The 19,408-nt window shown below is 64.8% G+C and carries 18 protein-coding genes; 8 read left to right on the plus strand and 10 right to left on the minus strand.

All coding sequences use genetic code 11. The features are described 5' to 3' along the window. The first annotated feature begins 1 nt into the window (after nt 1). Complete coding sequence (locus HHL08_RS16785) at nt 2–262, plus strand: hypothetical protein (RefSeq protein ID WP_169574216.1); 261 nt, start codon at nt 2–4, stop codon at nt 260–262. Between the two features lie 89 nt (nt 263–351). Here the strand turns inward: HHL08_RS16785 and trhO are convergent, their stop codons facing one another. Next, nucleotides 352–1,191 (minus strand): oxygen-dependent tRNA uridine(34) hydroxylase TrhO, encoded by an 840-nt coding sequence (trhO, locus tag HHL08_RS16790; RefSeq protein WP_169574217.1) that lies wholly within the window; start codon nt 1,189–1,191, stop codon nt 352–354. 66 nt (nt 1,192–1,257) lie between these two features. Here trhO and pdeM point away from each other — a divergent pair, with 66 nt between their 5' ends. Together pdeM and HHL08_RS16800 are read left to right on the plus strand one after the other, a co-directional pair. Then, nucleotides 1,258–1,917: a ligase-associated DNA damage response endonuclease PdeM gene (gene pdeM / locus HHL08_RS16795; RefSeq protein WP_169574218.1), complete on the plus strand. Its 660-nt coding sequence runs from the start codon at nt 1,258–1,260 to the stop codon at nt 1,915–1,917. Nucleotides 1,918–2,106: 189 nt separating this feature from the next. Beyond that, nucleotides 2,107–4,929 carry a TonB-dependent receptor gene (locus HHL08_RS16800; protein WP_169574219.1) on the plus strand — a complete coding sequence of 941 codons (2,823 nt, stop codon included), beginning with the start codon at nt 2,107–2,109 and terminating at the stop codon, nt 4,927–4,929. On the opposite strand, the gene HHL08_RS16805 is transcribed toward HHL08_RS16800, so the two are convergent. Further along, nucleotides 4,926–5,660 (minus strand): YggS family pyridoxal phosphate-dependent enzyme, encoded by a 735-nt coding sequence (locus tag HHL08_RS16805; protein WP_169574220.1) that lies wholly within the window; start codon nt 5,658–5,660, stop codon nt 4,926–4,928. The genes HHL08_RS16800 and HHL08_RS16805 overlap by 4 nt on opposite strands. A 23-nt stretch (nt 5,661–5,683) precedes the next feature. On the opposite strand from HHL08_RS16805, the gene HHL08_RS16810 reads away from it, so the two are divergent. Continuing rightward, nucleotides 5,684–6,238: a thiamine phosphate synthase gene (locus HHL08_RS16810; protein WP_169574221.1), complete on the plus strand. Its 555-nt coding sequence runs from the start codon at nt 5,684–5,686 to the stop codon at nt 6,236–6,238. A gap of 103 nt (nt 6,239–6,341) precedes the next feature. Here the strand turns inward: HHL08_RS16810 and HHL08_RS16815 are convergent, their stop codons facing one another. After that, entirely contained in the window at nt 6,342–7,019 is a 678-nt protein-coding gene (locus HHL08_RS16815; protein WP_268932725.1) for an HAD family hydrolase, read from the minus strand. Nucleotides 7,020–7,117: 98 nt separating this feature from the next. Here HHL08_RS16815 and HHL08_RS16820 point away from each other — a divergent pair, with 98 nt between their 5' ends. Genes HHL08_RS16820 through HHL08_RS16835 form a run of 4 tightly spaced genes read left to right on the plus strand, consistent with a single transcriptional unit; the run spans nt 7,118 to nt 10,724 of the window. Beyond that, entirely contained in the window at nt 7,118–8,227 is a 1,110-nt protein-coding gene (locus tag HHL08_RS16820; RefSeq protein WP_169574222.1) for an ABC transporter permease, read from the plus strand. Further along, nucleotides 8,227–9,111 (plus strand): ABC transporter ATP-binding protein, encoded by an 885-nt coding sequence (locus HHL08_RS16825; protein ID WP_169574223.1) that lies wholly within the window; start codon nt 8,227–8,229, stop codon nt 9,109–9,111. Before HHL08_RS16820 ends, HHL08_RS16825 begins: the two co-directional genes overlap by 1 nt. Nucleotides 9,112–9,114: 3 nt before the next feature. Beyond that, entirely contained in the window at nt 9,115–10,077 is a 963-nt protein-coding gene (locus tag HHL08_RS16830; RefSeq protein ID WP_169574224.1) for an MlaD family protein, read from the plus strand. A 20-nt stretch (nt 10,078–10,097) separates the two neighbouring features. Then, nucleotides 10,098–10,724: an ABC-type transport auxiliary lipoprotein family protein gene (locus HHL08_RS16835; protein WP_169574269.1), complete on the plus strand. Its 627-nt coding sequence runs from the start codon at nt 10,098–10,100 to the stop codon at nt 10,722–10,724. A gap of 48 nt (nt 10,725–10,772) precedes the next feature. Here HHL08_RS16835 and pepN read toward each other — a convergent pair whose 3' ends face one another. The 7 genes from pepN to HHL08_RS16870 all read right to left on the minus strand — a co-directional run bounded on the left by pepN (nt 10,773) and on the right by HHL08_RS16870 (nt 19,286). After that, a complete protein-coding gene (gene pepN, locus HHL08_RS16840; RefSeq protein ID WP_169574225.1) occupies nt 10,773–13,373 on the minus strand; it encodes an aminopeptidase N in 2,601 nt (866 codons plus the stop codon). 117 nt (nt 13,374–13,490) lie between these two features. Then, nucleotides 13,491–14,417 (minus strand): ParB/RepB/Spo0J family partition protein, encoded by a 927-nt coding sequence (locus HHL08_RS16845; protein ID WP_169574226.1) that lies wholly within the window; start codon nt 14,415–14,417, stop codon nt 13,491–13,493. Beyond that, nucleotides 14,414–15,196 (minus strand): ParA family protein, encoded by a 783-nt coding sequence (locus tag HHL08_RS16850; RefSeq protein ID WP_169574227.1) that lies wholly within the window; start codon nt 15,194–15,196, stop codon nt 14,414–14,416. Before HHL08_RS16850 ends, HHL08_RS16845 begins: the two co-directional genes overlap by 4 nt. Then, the gene (gene rsmG, locus HHL08_RS16855) at nt 15,193–15,834 is read right to left on the minus strand and encodes a 16S rRNA (guanine(527)-N(7))-methyltransferase RsmG (protein ID WP_169574228.1); all 642 of its coding nucleotides are present in this window, start codon (nt 15,832–15,834) and stop codon (nt 15,193–15,195) included. Before rsmG ends, HHL08_RS16850 begins: the two co-directional genes overlap by 4 nt. Then, on the minus strand, nt 15,831–17,681 hold the full coding sequence (mnmG, locus tag HHL08_RS16860; protein ID WP_169574229.1) for a tRNA uridine-5-carboxymethylaminomethyl(34) synthesis enzyme MnmG: 1,851 nt from the start codon (nt 17,679–17,681) through the stop codon (nt 15,831–15,833). Before mnmG ends, rsmG begins: the two co-directional genes overlap by 4 nt. Nucleotides 17,682–17,740: 59 nt before the next feature. Further along, nucleotides 17,741–19,033, minus strand: a complete 1,293-nt coding sequence (gene mnmE, locus HHL08_RS16865) for a tRNA uridine-5-carboxymethylaminomethyl(34) synthesis GTPase MnmE (protein ID WP_169574230.1) — start codon at nt 19,031–19,033, stop codon at nt 17,741–17,743. Nucleotides 19,034–19,037: 4 nt separating this feature from the next. Then, nucleotides 19,038–19,286, minus strand: coding sequence for a DUF6489 family protein (locus HHL08_RS16870; RefSeq protein ID WP_169574231.1), 249 nt, complete (start codon nt 19,284–19,286; stop codon nt 19,038–19,040). Nucleotides 19,287–19,408 lie beyond the last annotated feature (122 nt).

Raw genomic sequence — 19,408 nt, forward strand, 5'->3', positions numbered from 1 at the left:
CATGGCCCGCCGGAAACGCACTCTGACCGCCACGATGGCGGACGGCTATGTCAAGACGATCGGGCCGACGGCTGATCCCTTCACCCATTATTGGCGGATCGTCGCGGTGCTGGACAATGGCAAGACCGAGGTGTTCTGGGGCCATGTCCGATCGCTGGCCGAAGCGAAGAAAAAGCGTGCCGCCGCCGCAGACGGGGCGAAGATGCGCGGGTGGAAACGCTATGATTTCGAGATAGCGGAACTGGTGGAGACTGACGGTTGAAGCATCAATCCAGCGTGTTCCCGCGCAGGCGGGAACCCAGTCCCACCGTCTGAACTGGGTTCCCGCCTGCGCGGGAACACGCTGAGATTCTACCCCCGGTGCGGCCAAACACCGGTCTCGTCACCGGCGCAATCATGCGCGCCATCGCGCAAATATGGCAGGCCACAGTCCTTGCAGGTGACATAGTCGCCGACCTTTAGCCCATGGCCGACGGCAACCCGTTCGTCGAACACATAACAGTCGCCCTGCCAGCGGCTGTCGGCCTCCGGCATTTCCTCAAGATAGCGCAATATCCCGCCCTTGAGATGATAGACGTCGTCAAAGCCGCGCGCTTTGACCAGGGCGGTGGATTTTTCGCAGCGTATGCCGCCGGTGCAGAACATCGCAATTTTGGGTGCGCGGCCCTGTGCTTTCAGGTCGGCGGCGAAGGCGTCGAACCAGTCGGGAAATTCGCGGAAGGACCGGGTTTCCGGGTCGATTGCGCCCTCGAACGTGCCGACCGCCACCTCATAGGCGTTGCGCGTGTCGATGACGACCGTGTCGGGATCGGCGATCAGCGCGTTCCATTCGACAGGGTCGAGATGGGTGCCAGCCTGGCTCGCCGGGTCGAGATCGCCCACGCCCAGCGTCACGATTTCCGCCTTCACCTTCACCTTCATCCGGGCGAAGGGCGCGGCGTCGGCCCAGGAATATTTGACATCGACGTCGGCGCAGCCCGGCAGGGCGCGGATATGGGCGACCAGCGCGGCGACGGCATTGGCATCACCCGCGACGGTGCCATTGATCCCCTCCCCCGCCAGGATCAGCGTGCCGCGCGTGCCCAGATCGGCGCAGCGGGCGCGCAGGTCGACGGCGATCGCATCCGGGTCGGGAAAGCGGGCGAAACAATAGAGGGCGGCGACGGTATAAGCGGGCGGGGTAGCGGACATGGCCAGGGCCTATAGGCGTTTGCGCGCCCTCTTGAAAGCCGGGGCGTTGAGGCGCATAGCCGGGCGATGGTTCCCCTTTCGTTCGCAGGTCATGCCTTCATGGCCCTGCCCGAGGCCGCGCTTTACTGGCCGGCGCAGCGGGCGCTGCTGGTAGCCGACCTGCATTTCGAAAAGGCGAGCTGGTATGCCCGCTTCGGCCAGTTCTTGCCGCCGCATGACAGCGAAGCAACGCTGGACGTGATCGAGGCGCTGGTGGCGCGCACCGGGGCGCAGGCGGTCTGGTCGCTGGGCGACAGCTTCCATGACGCCGATGGCGCCACCCGGCTGGACCCGCGGGCCAGGGATCGATTATTTTCCCTTACGGAAAGGCTGGACTGGACCTGGATTACCGGCAATCATGACGTCGGTGTCGCGACCATGCCCGGCGGAAAACGGGTGGCAGAGGCGCAGGTCGAGGGGATCTGGTTGCGGCATGAGGCGGAGGCGGACGATCCGCGCCCCGAAATATCCGGCCACTTCCACCCCAAGCTACGCCTCTCGCTGCGCGGTCGGCATGTGTCGCGGCGATGCTTCGTGGGGTCGGCGACCAAGCTGATCCTGCCTGCGCTGGGCGCGCTGACAGGGGGACTGGATGCCGGTCATGGAGAGATTCGCCGCGCCGTGGGGCCGGGAGCGGCCGCTCTGGTGCCGGTCGCGGACCGATTATTGCGCTTTCCCTTATCGTAAGGCGACGTTACGGAAAGCAGATGTTAAGCCGTTGCCTATAGGCAACAGAGCCGGATCATTCGGCCGTCAGCTGTGCCAAAAGGCGCAGAAAAGCTGGGCTCTATTGCCTTCGCCCTGCTGTGGCCGCATAATCACCCACAGTTCCGACGCGGCGAAAAGTCGCGCGGACCAGGAGAGGATTAGCCAATCATGACAGACAAGAGTCTCTGGGCATCTGCCGCCATCGTCGCGCTGGCCATGAGTGCGGTCGCGGGCGTATCCGCCGCGCAAGCACAGGATGGAACGCAGGACGGCGTAGCGCCGCAACCAGTCGCCGACGATATGGGCGCCAACATCATCGTTACCGCCACCCGCCGTGCCAGCCCCTTGTCCGACGTGCCGATCGCGGTGTCGGCCGTGGGCGCGGCCGCCATGCAGAATAGCGGCGCGAGCGATATCCGCACGCTGAACCAGTTGGCCCCTTCCCTGCTCGTGTCCTCCACCGGGTCCGAAGCCAATGCGTCGGCGCGTATCCGCGGCATTGGTACGGTGGGCGATAATCCGGGGCTGGAAAGCTCGGTCGCGGTGTTCATCGACGGCGTCTATCGCTCGCGCACCGGGTCGGGCCTCAACGAACTGGGCGAGATCGAGCGGGTCGAGGTGCTGCGCGGGCCGCAGGGCACGCTGTTCGGCCGCAATGCGTCGGCGGGCCTCATCAATATCATCAGCAAGGCGCCGGAAAACACCTTCCATGCCAAGGGTGAGATCACCTATGGCAATTATGATTATTGGCGCTTGTCGGGCCGCGTCACCGGGCCGATCGCCGATGGCATCGCGCTCAGCCTGGATGGCGTCTGGTCCAAGCGCGACGGCTTTTACAAGCTGGTCGATGGCACGGGCGCAACCGTCGGCGACACCAATGACCGTGACCGCTATTTCGTGCGCGGCCAGGCGCTGATCGAACCCAATGACGCGCTCTCCATCCGGCTGATCGGCGATTACACCAATCGCGACGAAAGCTGCTGCGGCGCGGCCTATATCGAATCGCGCGAGCGGCGACCCGCAGCCGGCGGCGGCTATACCGACGCGCCGTTCAATCGCATCGCCGCGATCCTGGCCGGCCAGGGCAGCGTCATTCCGGCTGATCCCTATGATCGCGAACTCGCCACCACGCCGGGCCGCGACTATGTCAGCAAGCTCAAGGATTGGGGCGTTTCGGGCGAGATCAATTATGATTTCGGCGGCGCCAAGCTGACCAGCATCACCGCCTATCGCGATTATAAATCCCGCGACTATGGCGATTATGACTATAATCGCGCCGATCTTCTCTACCGCGATCCCAACACCTATCGCCAGTTCAAGACCTTCACGCAGGAATTGCGGCTGCAAGGGTCGGCCTTCGCCGATAAGCTCGACTGGCTGGTCGGCGGCTATTACGCCAATGAACGGCTGACGTTGCAGGACAATATCCGCTTCGGCGCGGACTATGGGCGCTTTGCGGCCTGTCGCCTGATGGCGGGGGCGAGCGTGAACAGCAATTTCACCGCGCCGCAACTCGCCGCCTGTGGCAGCGGCCTCGCCACCCAGCCGCTCATCAGCGGGACGCAGGCGAACCTGAACGCCGGGCTGACCGCCGCGCTGATCGCGCGTGGCGTGCCGGCAGCGATCGCGGCGGCGCAGGCCGGGGCGATCTCCACCGGGCTGGGCAACGGCCTGCGCGCGCTGTCGGCGATCCCGTCCGGCACCGGCGACGTCGCGTCGCTGTATCGCCAGAAGAGCGAGAATTGGGCACTCTTTACGCATAATATCGTCCACATCACCAATCGGCTCGATCTGACCCTGGGCCTGCGCTACACCCATGAAAGCAAGCGCTTCTCGTCCGATTTCAACAACAACAACGCGACCTGCGCGGCGTTGCAGGCGTCCGGCCTGCCCGGCATCGCCACCAATCCGGCGCTGGGCAGCGCATCGACGCTGGCGGGCGGCATCCTGACGCTGGGCTGCCTCGGCAATGCGTCCACCGGACTCAATGCGCTCGACCTGAATGACAAGATCAGCGATGGCGAATTTTCCGGTACGGCGGTGTTGTCGTGGAAGCCGATCGACGAACTGCTGCTCTATGGCAGCTATTCGAAGGGTTATAAGGCGGGCGGCTATAATCTGGATCGTTTCCAGTTGGGATCGACGGGCCTGAACGCCATTCCCGCCGTCTTTTCGCCGCGCACCAATGCCGACGTCGCCAGCCTGCGCTTCGCCGCGGAAAAGGTGGATTCGTTCGAGGTCGGCCTGAAATTTGCGCAGCCCAAATGGAGCGTGAACATCGCCGCCTTCCGGCAGGAGTTCAAAAATTTCCAGCTGAACACGTTCAACGGCACCAGCTTCGTCGTGCAGAATATCAATGGCTGCGACAGCGCGCTCAGCGCTGCGCGGACCTGTGACAGCGGCGACGTTGGCCCCGGCCTGATCAGCCAGGGCGTGGAGCTGGAAGCATCGGTCACCCCGGCGCGCAATTTCCGCGTGTCGGGCGGCGCGACCTATGCCCGTGCCAAATTCGCCAACCGGCTGGTGGGCAGCGGGAACGGCGCTGTGCCGCTCGACCCCGCGCTGTTCCTGTTGCCCGGATCGATCAACAGCAATGCGCCCCAACTGGTCACGACCGCCAGCATGGCCTGGACCCCGGACATCGGCGCATCGGGCCTGTCGGCGCTCTTTTACGTCGATGGCCGCCTGACCAGCGACTATAATACCGGGTCCGACCTGTTCCCCGAAAAGCGGCAGGATGGTTATGCCATCGTCAACGCCCGCGTCGGTATTCGTGGGCCGGACCAGCGCTGGGCGGTGGAGTTCTGGGGCCAGAATATCTTCAACCAGAATTATACCCAGGTCGCCTTCTCCAGCCCGCTCCAGTCGAGCAGCCCCGGCACGTCGACCACCGGCCAGTTCGGCCAAGGCGCGCCGATGGCCAACCAGCTGATCTCCGCCTATCTGGCCGAACCGCGCACCTATGGCATCACCCTGCGCGGGAGTTTCTAGGCGCGGGAGTTTCTAAGCATCCCTCTCCCGCTCGCCGGAACCGGACGGGCGGGAGAGGGCCTTTGCCCGAAGAGCGCGGTGCCAACGCGAATATCCGTCGCACCCAGCATGATCGCGGTTTCATAATCGCCCGACATGCCCATGGAGAGGCGTTCCAGCCCCTCCTCCCGCGCGATCTTGGCCAATAGCGCAAAGAAGGGCGCCGCCTCGATATCGGCGGGGGGCACGCACATCAGGCCGGGGACTGGGATGTCGGCGGCGCGCGCCGCGGCGATCAGCGCCGGCAGATCGGCAATGGCGCAGCCGCCCTTCTGCTCTTCCGCGCCGATATTGACCTGAATGAAGCAGGGGACGCGCCTGTTCGCGCCGTCCATCGCCTTGGCCAGCGCGGTCAGCAGCGACGAGCGGTCGAGGCTGTGGATGACGTCGAACAGCGCGACCGCATCGGCCGCCTTGTTCGATTGAAGCTGGCCGACGAGATGCAGTTTGACGGCGGAAAATTCTTCGCGCAGCGCGGGCCATTTCTCCTGCGCTTCCTGCACCCGATTTTCGCCGAACGCACGTTGCCCGGCATGGAGTAGCGGGCGGATCGTGTCGGCGTCGTGCGTCTTCGATACCGCGATCAGGTTGATGTCGTCCGCGGTCCGCTGCGTCAGGCGCGCGGCGCGGTCGATGCTGTCGCGCAGGGTGGCTAGGCGCTGGGCGGCTTCGATTAGGCTGTCTGTGGTCATGCGCGCTGCTATAGGCGAAGGCCATGGATCGTCGCCACCGCAAAAAACTGCCTGCCCTGTGGCTGATGACCGACGAGCGGGTCGATGCGGCCGCGTTGCTGGCGGCGGCCGCGCGCCTGCCCAAGGGGCGCGGCGGCATCGTCTTTCGCCATTACCGGACTGAACCGGCGCAGCGGCGCGCGCTGTTCGCGGCGCTGCGGTCGATCGCGCGGCGGCGACGGCTTATGCTGCTGCTGGCCGGGGCGGCGCGTGATGCGGCGGCGTGGCGGGCCGATGGCGCGCATGGGCGGGACGGGCGTCGTACGGTCCGGCCGCTAGTACGCAGCCGCGCCGTGCATGATGCGCGCGAGGCCGTAGCGGCGCGGCGGGCCGGCGCAGACATATGTTTCGTTTCGCCCCTCTTCCCGACCCGATCGCATCCGGGTGCTGGCGCATTGGGGCGGGTGCGCTTTGCAGCATTGGCGCGGCAGGTGGATGCCCCGGTGCTGGCGTTGGGCGGGGTGCGCGGATTGCATAGCGTGATGCTCAGCATGATCGGTGCGAATGGCTGGGCTGCGATCGACGGGCTGACCGATTGAAGCTGCGTGCGCCCGCGAGGGCGGGAGCCCAGCTCTGACGAAGCGCCGATGTGTTACGGTAGGACTGGGTTCCCGCCTGCGCGGGAAAACATATTCATCTACTCTAATTCCAGTCCACCCGCGTCCAGCCGCGTTCCGCCGCCAGTCGGGCCAGCGGCTGGTGCGGGTTGGAGGCGAAGGGGATATCCGCAAACTCCAGCATCGGCGCGTCGGACACATGGTCGGAATAGGCCCGGATATGCGCCTGGGCGCGGTCGATCGCCTGCGACGCCATCCACGCCTTGATCATCCGCAGCTTGCCGGTGTCGTAGCAATTTTCGCCGGCGATTCTGGCGCGGACATATCGCAGGTCCTGGCTCAGATGATCGGTGGCGATCACCGCGTCAAAGCCCAGCCGCCGCGCGATCGGCTCGACATAGAGGCGGTAGGAGGCGGTGGCGAGCACCAGCGTATAGCCATTGGCCCGGTCCTGCGCGATCTGCGCCACCGCGCCTGCGCGCAGGTTGCGCGCCATCACCCGGTCGGCATAGCTTTCGACATGCGGCATCAGTTTCGCGCGTTCGACGTTGAAGCCGATCATCAGCGCCTGATTATATTCCTTGAGCCGCTGGCGGCTGATCAGCTTCACCACATAGGCCAGCATCAGCAGGATGACGCAGGGGAAAAGCACCAGCCGCCACGGCGCCATATGCCCCGCCACATGGATCAGGAAGCCGGTATAGGTGCCGCTGAAGGTCACCGTGCGGTCCATATCGTAGATGGCCAACTTGTGCGTCGTCATGCCGTATCCGAAACTTTTACCCGTGCCCGTCGTTCTGGCTTGCGGATGGGCCGTTTCGGCTTGCCGTGCAACCGATAATGGACCAGTAATCCCATCGCATGAACAAAGCCGCGGAACTAGTCGAGGAACAGCGCGACGGCAGCAATGTGGTCCGGCTTTCCGGATCGCTGGCGATCGCCTGTCTGGGTGATCTGCCGGGCCGGCTGGACGCCGTGCAGGGTCCGGTCGGCGCGATCGACCTGTCCGCTGTCGACCATATGGACACGATCGGCGCTTGGACCGTGCATCGCACGACCAAGCGTTTGGGCTGTGCGGTCACCGGTGCCAGCGACGATGCCCGCCGCCTCATCGATGCCGTCGGCGAACTGGATGAGCCGGTGCCGATCCGGCCCGACCATATCCATCCATTGCGCCGCGTCGTCGGCCAGATCGGCGAGGCGGTGATCGCTTCGGGCGCGACCCTGATGGGGCTGCTCGGCTTCTTCGGTGCTACGCTAATCGCGACATGGAGCGTCATCCGCCATCCGCATCGTTTCCGCATCAATGCCGTGGTCCAGCGGTTCGAGGTGGTCGGCGTTTCCGCTCTGGGCATTATCGGCCTGATGAGTTTCCTGATCGGCATCGTCATCGCCCAGCAGGGATCGGTGCAGCTGCGCCAGTTCGGCATGGAGATGCTGACGATCAACCTGGTCGGCCGCTTGACGTTTCGCGAGCTGGGCGTGCTGATGACTGCGATCATGGTCGCGGGCCGCTCCGGCTCCGCCTTCGCCGCGCAATTGGGCACGATGAAGCTGACCGAAGAGGTCGACGCGATGCGCACCATTGGCGTGTCGCCGATGGAGGCGCTGGTGCTGCCCCGCACCCTCGCCGTCGTCATCATGATGCCGCTACTGGGATTTTATGCATCGGTCATGGCGGTGATCGGCGGCGGGTTCTTGTGCGCGATCGCGCTGGAAATTCCGCCCATCACCTTCGTCCAGCGGCTGCGCGAAGTCGTGCCGATCACCGACCTGTGGGTCGGCCTGATCAAGGCACCGGTGTTCGGCGTCATCATTGCGCTGTCGGGCTGCTACCAGGGGATGCAGGTCAAGGGCAATGCCGAGGAAGTCGGCCTGCGCACCACCGCGGCCGTGGTGCAGGCGATCTTCATGGTCATCGTGATCGACGCCTTCTTCGCGGTCTTCTTTACGTGGGTGGGCTGGAACTGATGAGCGAGCAGGACATCGCCCAAGCCGAGGAACGGCGTATCGACGAAGCGGTCCAGACCGCCGACATCGCGATTTCGGTGCGCGGTCTGCGCAACAGTTTCGGCGACCAACTGATCCATGACGGGCTGGACCTGGACGTGCGCAAGGGCGAGATATTGGGCGTTGTCGGCGGGTCCGGCACCGGCAAGTCGGTCCTGATGCGCTCGATCATCGGCCTCCAGACGCCTGATGAGGGGGAAATTCACGTCTTTGGCGAGTCCATGGTCGGACGGTCGGATGATGAGGCCCTGGCGATCCGCAAGCGCTGGGGCGTGTTGTTTCAGGGCGGCGCGTTGTTTTCGACGCTGACCGTGGCCGAAAATGTCGAAGTGCCGATCCGCGAATATTATCCCAATATCGGGCCGCAGCTGCGCGACGAGATTGCCGCTTACAAGATCCGCATGACCGGCCTGCCGACCGAGGCCGGCCCCAAATATCCTTCCGAACTGTCTGGCGGCATGAAGAAGCGCGCTGGCCTGGCCCGCGCGCTGGCGCTGGACCCGGACCTGCTGTTTCTGGATGAACCGACCGCCGGCCTGGACCCCATCGGTGCCGCCGCGTTCGACGACCAGACCCGCAAGCTACAGCAGACGCTGGGCCTCACCGTCTTCCTCATCACCCACGATCTCGATACGCTCTATTCGATCTGTGACCGGGTGGCGGTGCTGGCGGACAAAAAGGTGACGGCGGTCGGCACGATCGACGAATTGCTGGCGACCGATCATCCCTGGATACAGGAATATTTCAACGGTCCGCGCGGCCGGGCCGCGACCGCGGCCGTGTCGCGCCACAAGGACCGCGAACAGACACAGGCGGCGCAGAGGCCGTCGGACGGAAGGCGATAGGATATGGAAACCCGCTCCAATCATGTGCTGGTCGGTGCAGTCACGCTGCTGCTGCTGGCTGCGATCATGGCCGCCGCTTTCTGGTTTTCGCGCATTTCCGATGGCGAGAACAGGGAGTTCGACATCTTCTTCAAACAGTCGGTCAGCGGCCTCGCCAAGGGGTCCAGCGTCAATTATGCGGGCGTCCCATCGGGCAAGGTCGAAAATATCGAACTGTGGAAACAAGACCCCAGTTTCGTGAAGGTCCGCATTTCGGTGAAGGATGGCACCCCGGTCCTGCAAGGCACGACCGCGACCATCGCGGGCGTCGGCTTTACCGGCGTTAGCGAAGTGGTGCTGGACGGCGCGGTCAAGGGCGCGCCGCCGATCGCCTGCCCGGCCAATAATGTCCGGGCCACCTGTCCCGACGGTGTGCCGGTGATCCCGACCAAGCCCGGCGCGCTGGGCGAACTGCTCAATAATGCGCCGCAGTTGCTGGAGCGGATTTCGACGCTGACGGAGCGCCTGACCGAATTGCTGAACGACAAGAATCAGCAGTCGATCGCGGGCATCCTGGCCAATGTCGAGCGCGTGTCGGGCGCTTTGGCCGATCGCAGCCCCGAAATCGCCGCTACCTTGGCCGAAGCGCGGATCGCGGTGCAGCGCACCGGCGTTGCGATCGAACAGATCGGCAAGCTGGCCGCGACGACCGATTCGATGCTGACCGAGGAAGGCAAGCCGCTAATGAGCGACCTGCGCAAGAGCGTGCAGGCCGCCACCCGCAGCATCGAGACGCTGGACAAGACCATCGGTGAGGCGCAGCCGGGCGTGAAGGCGTTCAGCACCCAAACCATGCCGGAGGTCAACCAGCTGGTCCGTGACCTGCGCGAAATGTCGCGCTCCTTCCGCGGCGTCGCGGAAAAGCTCGACCAGCAGGGTGCCGGGTCGCTGGTCGGATCGCCCAAGCTGCCGGACTATAAGCCATGATGATGAGAGAGATGCGGACCATGTTCCATGTGAAACACCCTGGCGTGTCGCGCAAAGGCGCGCTGACCGCGCTGACCGCCGCGGTCCTGCTGTCGGGCTGCGTATCCTTCGGCGCCAAGCCGCCAGCGCAATTGTTGACGCTCGATGCGGCGCAAAAGGTGCCGTCGGGTGCTGCGCGGGTCGCGGGTGGCGGGCGCACGCTGATCGTGACCGATCCAGACGCGCCCAAGATGCTGGATACGGTACGGGTGCCGGTGCAACTGGGTCCGACCTCCGTCGCCTATGTGACCAAGGTGCAGTGGGCCGACACGCCCCGCCATCTGTTCCGTGGCCTGCTGGCCGAAACCATTTCCGCGACGACCGATCGGGTGGTGCTGGATTCGGGGCAGTTTTCCGGTGATGGCGGCCAACGACTGAGTGGCGAACTGGTCGCCTTCGGTATCGATGCGGCGAGCAACAGCGCCGTCGTCACCTATGACGCGGTGCTGACCACCCCCAATGGCGTCGCGATGGCGCGGCAGCGGTTCACCGCCAGCCAGCCGGTGGGCGGTAAGATCGAAGCCGGGACGATCGGTTTGCCGATCAATGTCGCGGCGAACAAGGTGGCGGCTGACGTAGCCGCCTGGGCCGCGGCGGTGAAGAACTGACGCACTAAAGGTTCGCTTCGCGACGCGAAGCGAACCGCTATGGGCTGCTTATTCCAGGCTCTTACCCGCCTGTTCGGTCACATCCTTGGACAATCCCGGTTGCGTCAGGATGCGTTGTAGTTCCGCCCGCATCAGCGCCGCGCGCCCTTCCTCAAACCGCTTCCAGCGCCCCAGCGGCGGCACCAGCTTCGCCGCCGTCTGCGGATTGAGCCTGTCGAGCGCGATGATGCAATCGGCGAGCAGGCGATAGCCCTTGCCGGACTTGTGGTGGAAACCCCACTGATTGCCCGCGAACGCGCCAAACAGCGACCGCACCCGATTGGGATTGGCAAGTGTGAAATCCTTGTGCTGGCTCAGTCGCGCGACCAGTTCCACTGTATCGGGATGCAGCGCGAACGCCTGGGTCTGAAACCATTTGTCGAGCGTCAGCGCATCGGCGGCATAGCGATTGTAAAAGATATCGAGCGCCGCCTCGCGCTCCGCGCTGGCCCCATTGGCCAGCGCCCCCAGCGCCGCCTGACGCTCGGTCATATTGTCGGCCTCGCTGAACTGGGCGAAAGCGATGGCCGGTCCATCCTGCGCGTCCGACGCCACCAGATAATGAAGCGCCGCGTTACGCAGCTTGCGGGCACCCTTGGCGGCCGGGGATAGGGAGAAGGCGTTCGCCTTTGTCCGGGCATGGATATCGCGCCACAGCGGCTCCAGCGCCGTCCCGATCTGCTGTTGCAGCGCATCGCGCGCGGCATGGATCGCGTCGGGATCGACCAGGCGCATCTGGTCGCCCAGATAGGCTTCGCTGGGCAGGCGGATCACTTCCGCAACGAAGGCAGGGTCCAGCAGCGGATCGGTGATGATATTGCGCACCGCATCGACCACGGCCGCGTCGTCGGTGGCGTGGCCCGCGATGCGGCCGACCAGCACATTGACCATCAACTGTTGCATCGCTTCGTAACGGGCGAAGGGATCGTCATCATGCGCCGACAGGAAGGCGAGATCATCCTGGCTGCGGTTGGTTTCCACGATCACCGGGGCGGAAAAACCGCGGTTGATCGACAGGATGGGCGCGGCGGGAAAACCGGCGAAGGTGAAGCTCTGCTTGTCCTCCGTCAGCATCAGCAGTTCATCACCGCGATGCTGCCCGGTGATGGGATCGAACAGGGCGGTGCGCAGCGGGATCGCCATCGGCTGTTTGTCGGTCTGGCCCGGCGTCGGCGGCATCGTCTGCTCCAGCGTCAGTGTGACGCTCTGGCTGACCGTGTCATGGCTGATAAGGGCGCGGACATGGGGCGTGCCGGCCTGCTCATACCAGCGGCGGAACTGGGTGAGGTCGATGCCCCCACCCTCCTCCATCGCCAGCACGAAATCCTCGCAAGTGGCGGCCTGCCCGTCATGCCGGTCGAAATAGAGATCGGTGCCGGCGCGAAACCGCTCCGCGCCCAGCATCAGCGCCATCATGCGGATCAACTCCGCACCCTTATTATAGATGGTGGCCGTGTAGAAGTTACTGATTTCCATATAGGATTCGGGTCGAACCGGATGGGCGAGCGGGCCGCTATCCTCCGGGAACTGACCAGCGCGCAGGATGCGCACATCCTCGATCCGCTTGACTGCATGGCTGCCCATGTCAGCGGAGAAATTCTGGTCGCGAAAGACGGTGAAGCCTTCCTTGAGGCTCAATTGGAACCAGTCGCGGCAGGTGACCCGATTACCTGACCAGTTGTGGAAATATTCATGCGCAACAACGCCTTCGACCCCGTCATAATCGATGTCGGTCGCGGTTTCGGGATCAGCCAAAATATAGCGCGAATTGAAGATGTTGAGGCCCTTATTCTCCATCGCGCCAAAATTGAAGTCGGCGACGGCGACGATGTTGAACACGTCCAGATCATATTCGCGGCCATAGACGCGCTCGTCCCAGGCCATGCTGTTCTTGAGCGCCTGCATCGCATGGTCGGTTCGGGCAAGATCGGCTTCGCGCACCCAGATACCGAGTTGCACCTCGCGTCCGCTCATCGTCACGAAACGATCGGCGTTGCAGGCCAAATCGCCCGCGACCAGCGCGAAGAGATAACAGGGTTTAGGGAAGGGATCGTTCCAACGCGCCCAGTGGCGACCTTCGGCCAAGTCGCCCTGTTCGATCGGGTCGCCATTGGCGAGCAGGATCGGGAAGCGCGCCTTGTCCGCTTCCATCCGCACGCTGTAGCGCGACAATATGTCGGGGCGGTCGGGGAAGAAAGTGATGCGGCGAAAGCCCTCCGCTTCGCATTGGGTGCAGAGCAGACCGCCGCTGGCATAAAGACCCATCAGCTTGCTGTTGCCCTCCGGCGACAGCTCCACCAGCGTTTCAACGCTGTGCGCGCCGTCGGGCAGCGCGATGATGAGCGCGCCGGCCTCCAGATGCCATTCGTCCTGCGCCAGCGGCCGACCATCGACACACACGGCCAGCGGCACGATGCCTTCGCCGTCGAGGCGCAGAGGCCGGTCATGATCGCCGTTGCGCGTGACCGACAATGTCGCGCGTACCCTGGTCAGCGCGGAATCGAGATCGAAGTCGAGCGTGACGTCGGGCACCAGCCAGTCGGGCGGACGATAGTCCACCCGGCGAATGATGGTGGGCGCAGCGGCGTGGGTGGATATCATGTCGGCCATCCCTGCAATCTAAGGAGCGGGGGATGAAAAGACCAGCGGGCTTTACGGCCACACAGCCCAGACCCCCTCGAACGTCGCCGTTATGCGGCGCGACGAATGGGGTTCGCGGGCTATGCCTTAAATGCGCTCGCCCGACAGACGCTGGCACAGCATGTCCAGCTGGTCGAGGTTGGAATAGCGCAACGCCAAGGTGCCACCGGTCGATGCGCCTTCATGCGCGATTTCGACCTTCAGGCCCAATATGTCGGCCAGATGCTGCTCCAGCGCCGCAATGTCCGGATCTTTGTCGCCCGTGCCGACGCTGCGCCGGACAGCGGGCGCTTCTGCGCCTGTTTTGACCCGGCGCACCAGCTTCTCGGTATCGCGGACCGACAGGCCTTTTTCCTCGATTTGCCGCGCTAGCGCCTCGCAATCGGGCAGGCCGATCAGCGCGCGGGCATGGCCCATGCTGATCCGGCTTTCCATTACCTGCTGTTGTACCGTCTGCGGCAGTTCGAGCAGGCGCATCAGGTTGGCGACATGGCTGCGCGATTTGCCGACGATGCGGCCCAGCGCGTCCTGGCTGTGATGAAATTCAGCGATCAGCTTGCGATAGGCCTCCGCCTCTTCAATCGGGTTTAGATCCTCGCGCTGGATATTTTCGATCAGCGCGATTTCAAGCGTTTCCTGCTCGTCGAAATCGCGCACGATCGCGGGAATGCGATGCATCTGCGCCCGCTGCGCCGCGCGCCAGCGGCGTTCGCCGGCGATGATCTGGAAACCACCGCCATGGGGACGCACGATGATCGGCTGGATCACGCCGCGCTTGGCAATGCTCTCGGCCAGTTCCTGCATCGCGCCTTCGTCGAAATGGCGACGCGGCTGTTCGGGATGCGGCTGGATCAGCGACACTTCGATGCTCTGCACCGCCTTGCCGTTGGCGGGTATGGCGCTGGGCGACACCGGCTCTTCGCGCGCGACATCGCCGAGCAGGGCAGACAGCCCGCGGCCCAGACCATGGGGGCGCTTGGCGATCTTGGGCTTTTCGGTCGTTTCGTCGCTCAAGCGGCAACCTCCTGTCGGGGCAGGCGGGCGATCAGTTCGCGCGCCAGACGCATATAGGCTTCCGACCCCGAACAGCGGAAGTCGTAGATAAGGGCGGGCACGCCGTGGCTGGGCGCTTCGGACAGGCGGACATTGCGCGGGATGACGGTGGAGAAGACGAGATCACCCAGGCACGCGCGCACATCGTCGGCCACCTGGTCGGTCAGCCTATTGCGGCGATCATACATGGTCAGCGCCACGCCCATGATCGACAGGCCGGGGTTGAAGCGGCCGCGGATACGCTCGACCGTCTGGAGCAGTTGCGACAGGCCTTCGAGCGCGAAAAATTCGCATTGCAGTGGCACCAGCAGATATTGCGCGCCGACCATCGCGTTGATGGTCAGCAGGCCCAAGGAAGGCGGGCAATCGATCAGGCAGATGTCCCAACGACCCGGCTGCGCTTCGGCCAACACGCGCTCCAGCCTGTGTGTGCGCTGCTCATATTCGATTAGTTCGATTTCGCAGCCCGACAGATCCTGCGTCGCGGGAACCAGATCCAGCTTAGGAACGCGGGTGGCGACAACGGCGTCGTCCAGGGCGCAATTGCCGACCAGAAGGTCGTAGCTGGATTGGGCGCGATCGGCATGGCCGACCCCCAGCCCGGTGGACGCATTGCCCTGCGGATCGAGATCGACCAGCAATACGCGCAGCCCCGTGGCGGCCAGACCGGTCGCGAGATTGATCGCGGTGGTGGTCTTGCCCACGCCGCCCTTCTGATTGGCGATGGCGATGCGGATCATCCTCGGCCTTTCCTTTTGGCGGGCTTTACGGCGTGGGCAACGATGATGGCGCTATCGCCATCCGTTACGCTGGGTTCCACGTGAAACACACCTTGCCATGCCGGACGCGCCGCCTCCAGTTCATTTTGCGCATTTCGTCCCTTGGGCAGCACCCAGAGGCTCTTTTTATCCGAAAGGTGCAGCGCGGATTCGAACAGCTTGGGCAGCGGGGCATAGGCACGCGCGCTGATGACGGCGGCCTGCGCGGGCGGCACCATTTCGACGCGACCGCCAAAGACGCGGGCGTGGGCCAGGCCCAGTTCGGCGATTACGCTGTTCAGAAAATCGATCCGCTTGCGCCGGGATTCGACCATCAGTATCGGCCGGTCGGACAGGCAGGCCAACACGATGCCGGGCAGACCGGCACCCGATCCGAGGTCGATCCAATCCCCCTCGCCCGCTTCCTTGGTGTGAAGAAGCAACTGCGCGGAATCGACGATATGGCGCGCCCAGACATGAGGACGGGTCGATTCCGCGATCAGATTCTGTTCGTCCATAGCAGACAGCAGGATGGCGACATAGCGCTCCAGCCTGCTCCATGTTTCACGTGAAACATCGCAATGCGCCGTCAGCCAGGCGCGGGCTTCCTCTTCGGTCACGCAGCCACCCGGCGGACATGGACCAGGATCGCCGCCAGCGCTGCCGGGGTGATGCCGCGGATGCGACCGGCGGCGGCCAGCGTGTCGGGACGGGCGGCGTCAAGGCGTTCGATCATCTCGGTAGAAAGGCCGCCGATGGTGCGGAAATCGAAATCGGCCGGGATGATGACTCGTTCGTTGCGGCGCAGTTCGGCAATCTCGCTATCCTGTCGTTGCAGATAGGGGGCGTAATGGGCGTCCTCCAATATTTCGTCACGCAGGTCGGCGGGCGCGTCGCGCAATGCTGGGGCAAGTGCGCACAGCAACGCCCGATCGACTTCGGGGAAGCGCGCCCAGTCGAACAGGCTACGCCGTGCGCCGTCCTGTCGGACCATGGCACCAGCACGCGCCATCTCACTGGCGGTCCTGGGCTGGGCCAGGTCCGCCTCGATCGCGGCGCGCTGAGTCTCACGCTCCGCCAATCGGGCAGCGCGATCCGCACCGATCACGCCATGGGCAAGACCGATTGGACCCAGCCGCGTCTCCGCATTGTCGGCACGCAGCCGCAGCCGATATTCGGCGCGGGCGGTAAGCATCCGATAGGGTTCGGTCACACCCTGCAAAACGAGGTCGTCGATCATGACGCCGATATAGGAACTAGCCCGGTCGAGGATCATCGGCGCTTCACCACGCGCGCGCGCAGCGGCATTGATTCCGGCGACCAGCCCTTGCGCCGCCGCCTCTTCATAGCCTGTCGTCCCGTTGATCTGACCAGCGCAGAAGAGGCCGGTCAGTTGTCGGACTTCCAGCGTGGAAGCGAGCGCGCGCGGATCGACATGGTCATATTCGACCGCATAGCCCGGCACGGCGATCTCGACCTGCTCCAGCCCCGGCATCGATCGCACCATGGCGATCTGCACGTCGGTCGGCAGTGAGGTGCTGATCCCGTTGGGATAGACGAGCGGATCGTCCAGCCCTTCCGGCTCCAGAAAGATCTGATGGCCGTCGCGATCGCCAAAGCGCAGCACCTTGTCCTCGATCGACGGGCAATAGCGCGGCCCCCGCCCTTCGATCGCCCCGCTGAACAACGGCGACCGGTCCATGCCACCGCGAATGATCGCATGGGTGGCGTCATTGGTGCGGGTAATGGCGCAGGCGAGTTGTGGCAGGACGCGGCCCGACGACAGCGGGGACATGGTCCACCTCTCCCCGTCCGATGGCTGCGTTTCCAGACGCGCCCAATCGATGGTGCGGCCATCGAGGCGGGGTGGCGTTCCGGTCTTAAGCCGTGCGATGGGCAGGCCCAGGTCGCGGAGCTGGACGCCTAATGCGCTGGCGGCGCGTTCGCCGATCCGCCCGCCGGTTTCGCGCTCATCGCCGCGGAACAGTTTGCCGCCAAGGAAGGTGCCGGTCGCCAGCACCACCGTCGGCGCAGCGATGGTCCGGCCGTCGGCCAGTGCGATGCCTGCGATCGCATCTCCGTCGATCAGCAATGCGTTCGCTTCGCCCTCGAGGATCTCCAGACCCGCCTGCGCATCGAGCATCTGGTGGATCGCGGCGCGATAGCGCTTGCGATCGGCCTGCACGCGCGGCCCCTGCACGGCGGCACCCTTGCTGCTGTTGAGCATCCGATAATGGATGGCGGCGGCGTCGGCGGCGCGGGCAATCAGCCCATCGAGCGCGTCAACTTCGCGCACCAGATGGCCTTTGCCCAGCCCGCCGATTGCCGGGTTGCAGGACATGGCGCCCACGGTGTCGCGGGCGAAGGTGAGCAGCGCGACTGACGCGCCCTTGCGCGCCGCCGCAGCGGCGGCCTCACAGCCGGCATGGCCGCCGCCGACCACGATCACATCATAGCGTATTTGCATGGCCGCCCCTTATCAGAATGAGGGGGGGTGGGTCAAAAGCGTTCCACGTGGAACATGCATCATTTGCCGATACAGAAACCCGAAAAGAGGCGGTCGAGCATATCTTCGGTACCCGCCTGCCCTGTCAGCGCATCAATGGTGCGGCGGGCCTGGCGCAAATCTTCAGCCATGACGAGCAAATCAGCGGTCGCGCCAGCCGCTGCAAGATGCGCGTACAACTGTCCAACTTGCTGTCTCTGTCGCGCGTGCAGGGCATAGTCGCCCTCCCCCGGCAGCAGCGCCGCCGCCCGGTCTTGAAGCGTAGCAACCAACCTATCCATGCCTTCGCCGGTGCGGACGGACAGGCGCAGGCCGGGACGATCAGGATCGCTACGGTCGGACTGGGCGGCAATCAACAGGGCATCGGCGTGGGGCAGTTCAGCCGCGTCGCCCAGCCACAGGATGATGTCGGCCGCGTCCAGCGCGGCGCGGGCGCGATCGATGCCGATCGCCTCGATCGCATCATCCGTCTCGCCGCGCAGGCCAGCGGTGTCGGTGAAGAGGAAGGCGGTGCCGCCGATCGCGGCTGGCACTTCGATCCGGTCGCGGGTGGTGCCGGCGATATCGGATACGATCGCTGCCTCGCGCCCGACCAGCGCATTGAGCAGGGTCGATTTGCCGGCATTGGGTGGCCCTGCCAGCACGACGCGGATGCCGTCACGCAACCGCTCTGCCGAGGGCGCGGCGAGAATGGCGGCGACGTCCTGCGCCAGTGCGGCGATCCCCGCGCCGATCCGCGTTTCGATCGCCGCGTCGGGCACATCATCCTCGTCGGAGAAATCGAGCGCCGCTTCGGCCATGGCGGACAGGTCGAGCAAGCTGAGCCGCCAGCCATCGATGCGGCGGGAAAAATGCCCCTCTGCCATCAACAAGGCGGCGCGGCGCTGGCCCTGGGTTTCGGCGGCGAGCAGGTCGGACAGGCCCTCCACCGCGTTCAGGTCCATGCGGCCACGGGCGAAGGCACGGCGGGTGAACTCCCCAGCCTCCGCCCGGCGTAATCCGGGCATCGCGCGCAGGGCATCTTCGACGGCGGCCACCACGGCGCGACCGCCATGGCAATGGAGTTCGGCCATATCCTCGCCCGTGACGGTTGAGGGACCGGGCATCCACAGCAGCAGCGCACGGTCGAGCGGCGCATCGTCGCGTGGGTCTTTCAGCAGGGCGAGGCTGGCGGTGCGTGGCGGCGGCAGGCGGCGTGCCAGAGCGTTAAGCGCCGACCTCGCCTGCGCCCCGCTTATCCGTATGACCGCAATCCCCGCCGGCGGCGCACCGCTCGACAGGGCGAAGATCGTGTCGCCGTCGGAACAGGGCACAGGCCTATTTCTTGTCGCCGCCGGCCATGCCCGCCAAGCCCATATTCATCATCTGCTGGAACAGGCGCATACCCGCATCGCCCATGGGCGAGAAGCTTTTGAACATCGTCTCCATCTGCTCGACATTGGCGACGCCGTCGAACCCGTCGAGCATCGTCTTGATATATTTGTCGTGGATGGGGGTGACATCGGGCAGGCCCAGAAAAGAGCGCGCTTCGGCCGGTGTGCAGTCCACGTCGACGGTAACCTTCATGTCGCTGCCCTTTCCTTCGGCCTTTGCATGCTACGCACGCTGTCATGCCGCAATTGCCTGCATCAAGGCAAATTTTTTAGCGTGACACACGGTTGCGCCCCGGTCTGGTTCGGCCAATATGC

It is taken from the genome of Sphingobium psychrophilum (assembly GCF_012927105.1).
Lineage (GTDB): Bacteria > Pseudomonadota > Alphaproteobacteria > Sphingomonadales > Sphingomonadaceae > Sphingobium > Sphingobium psychrophilum.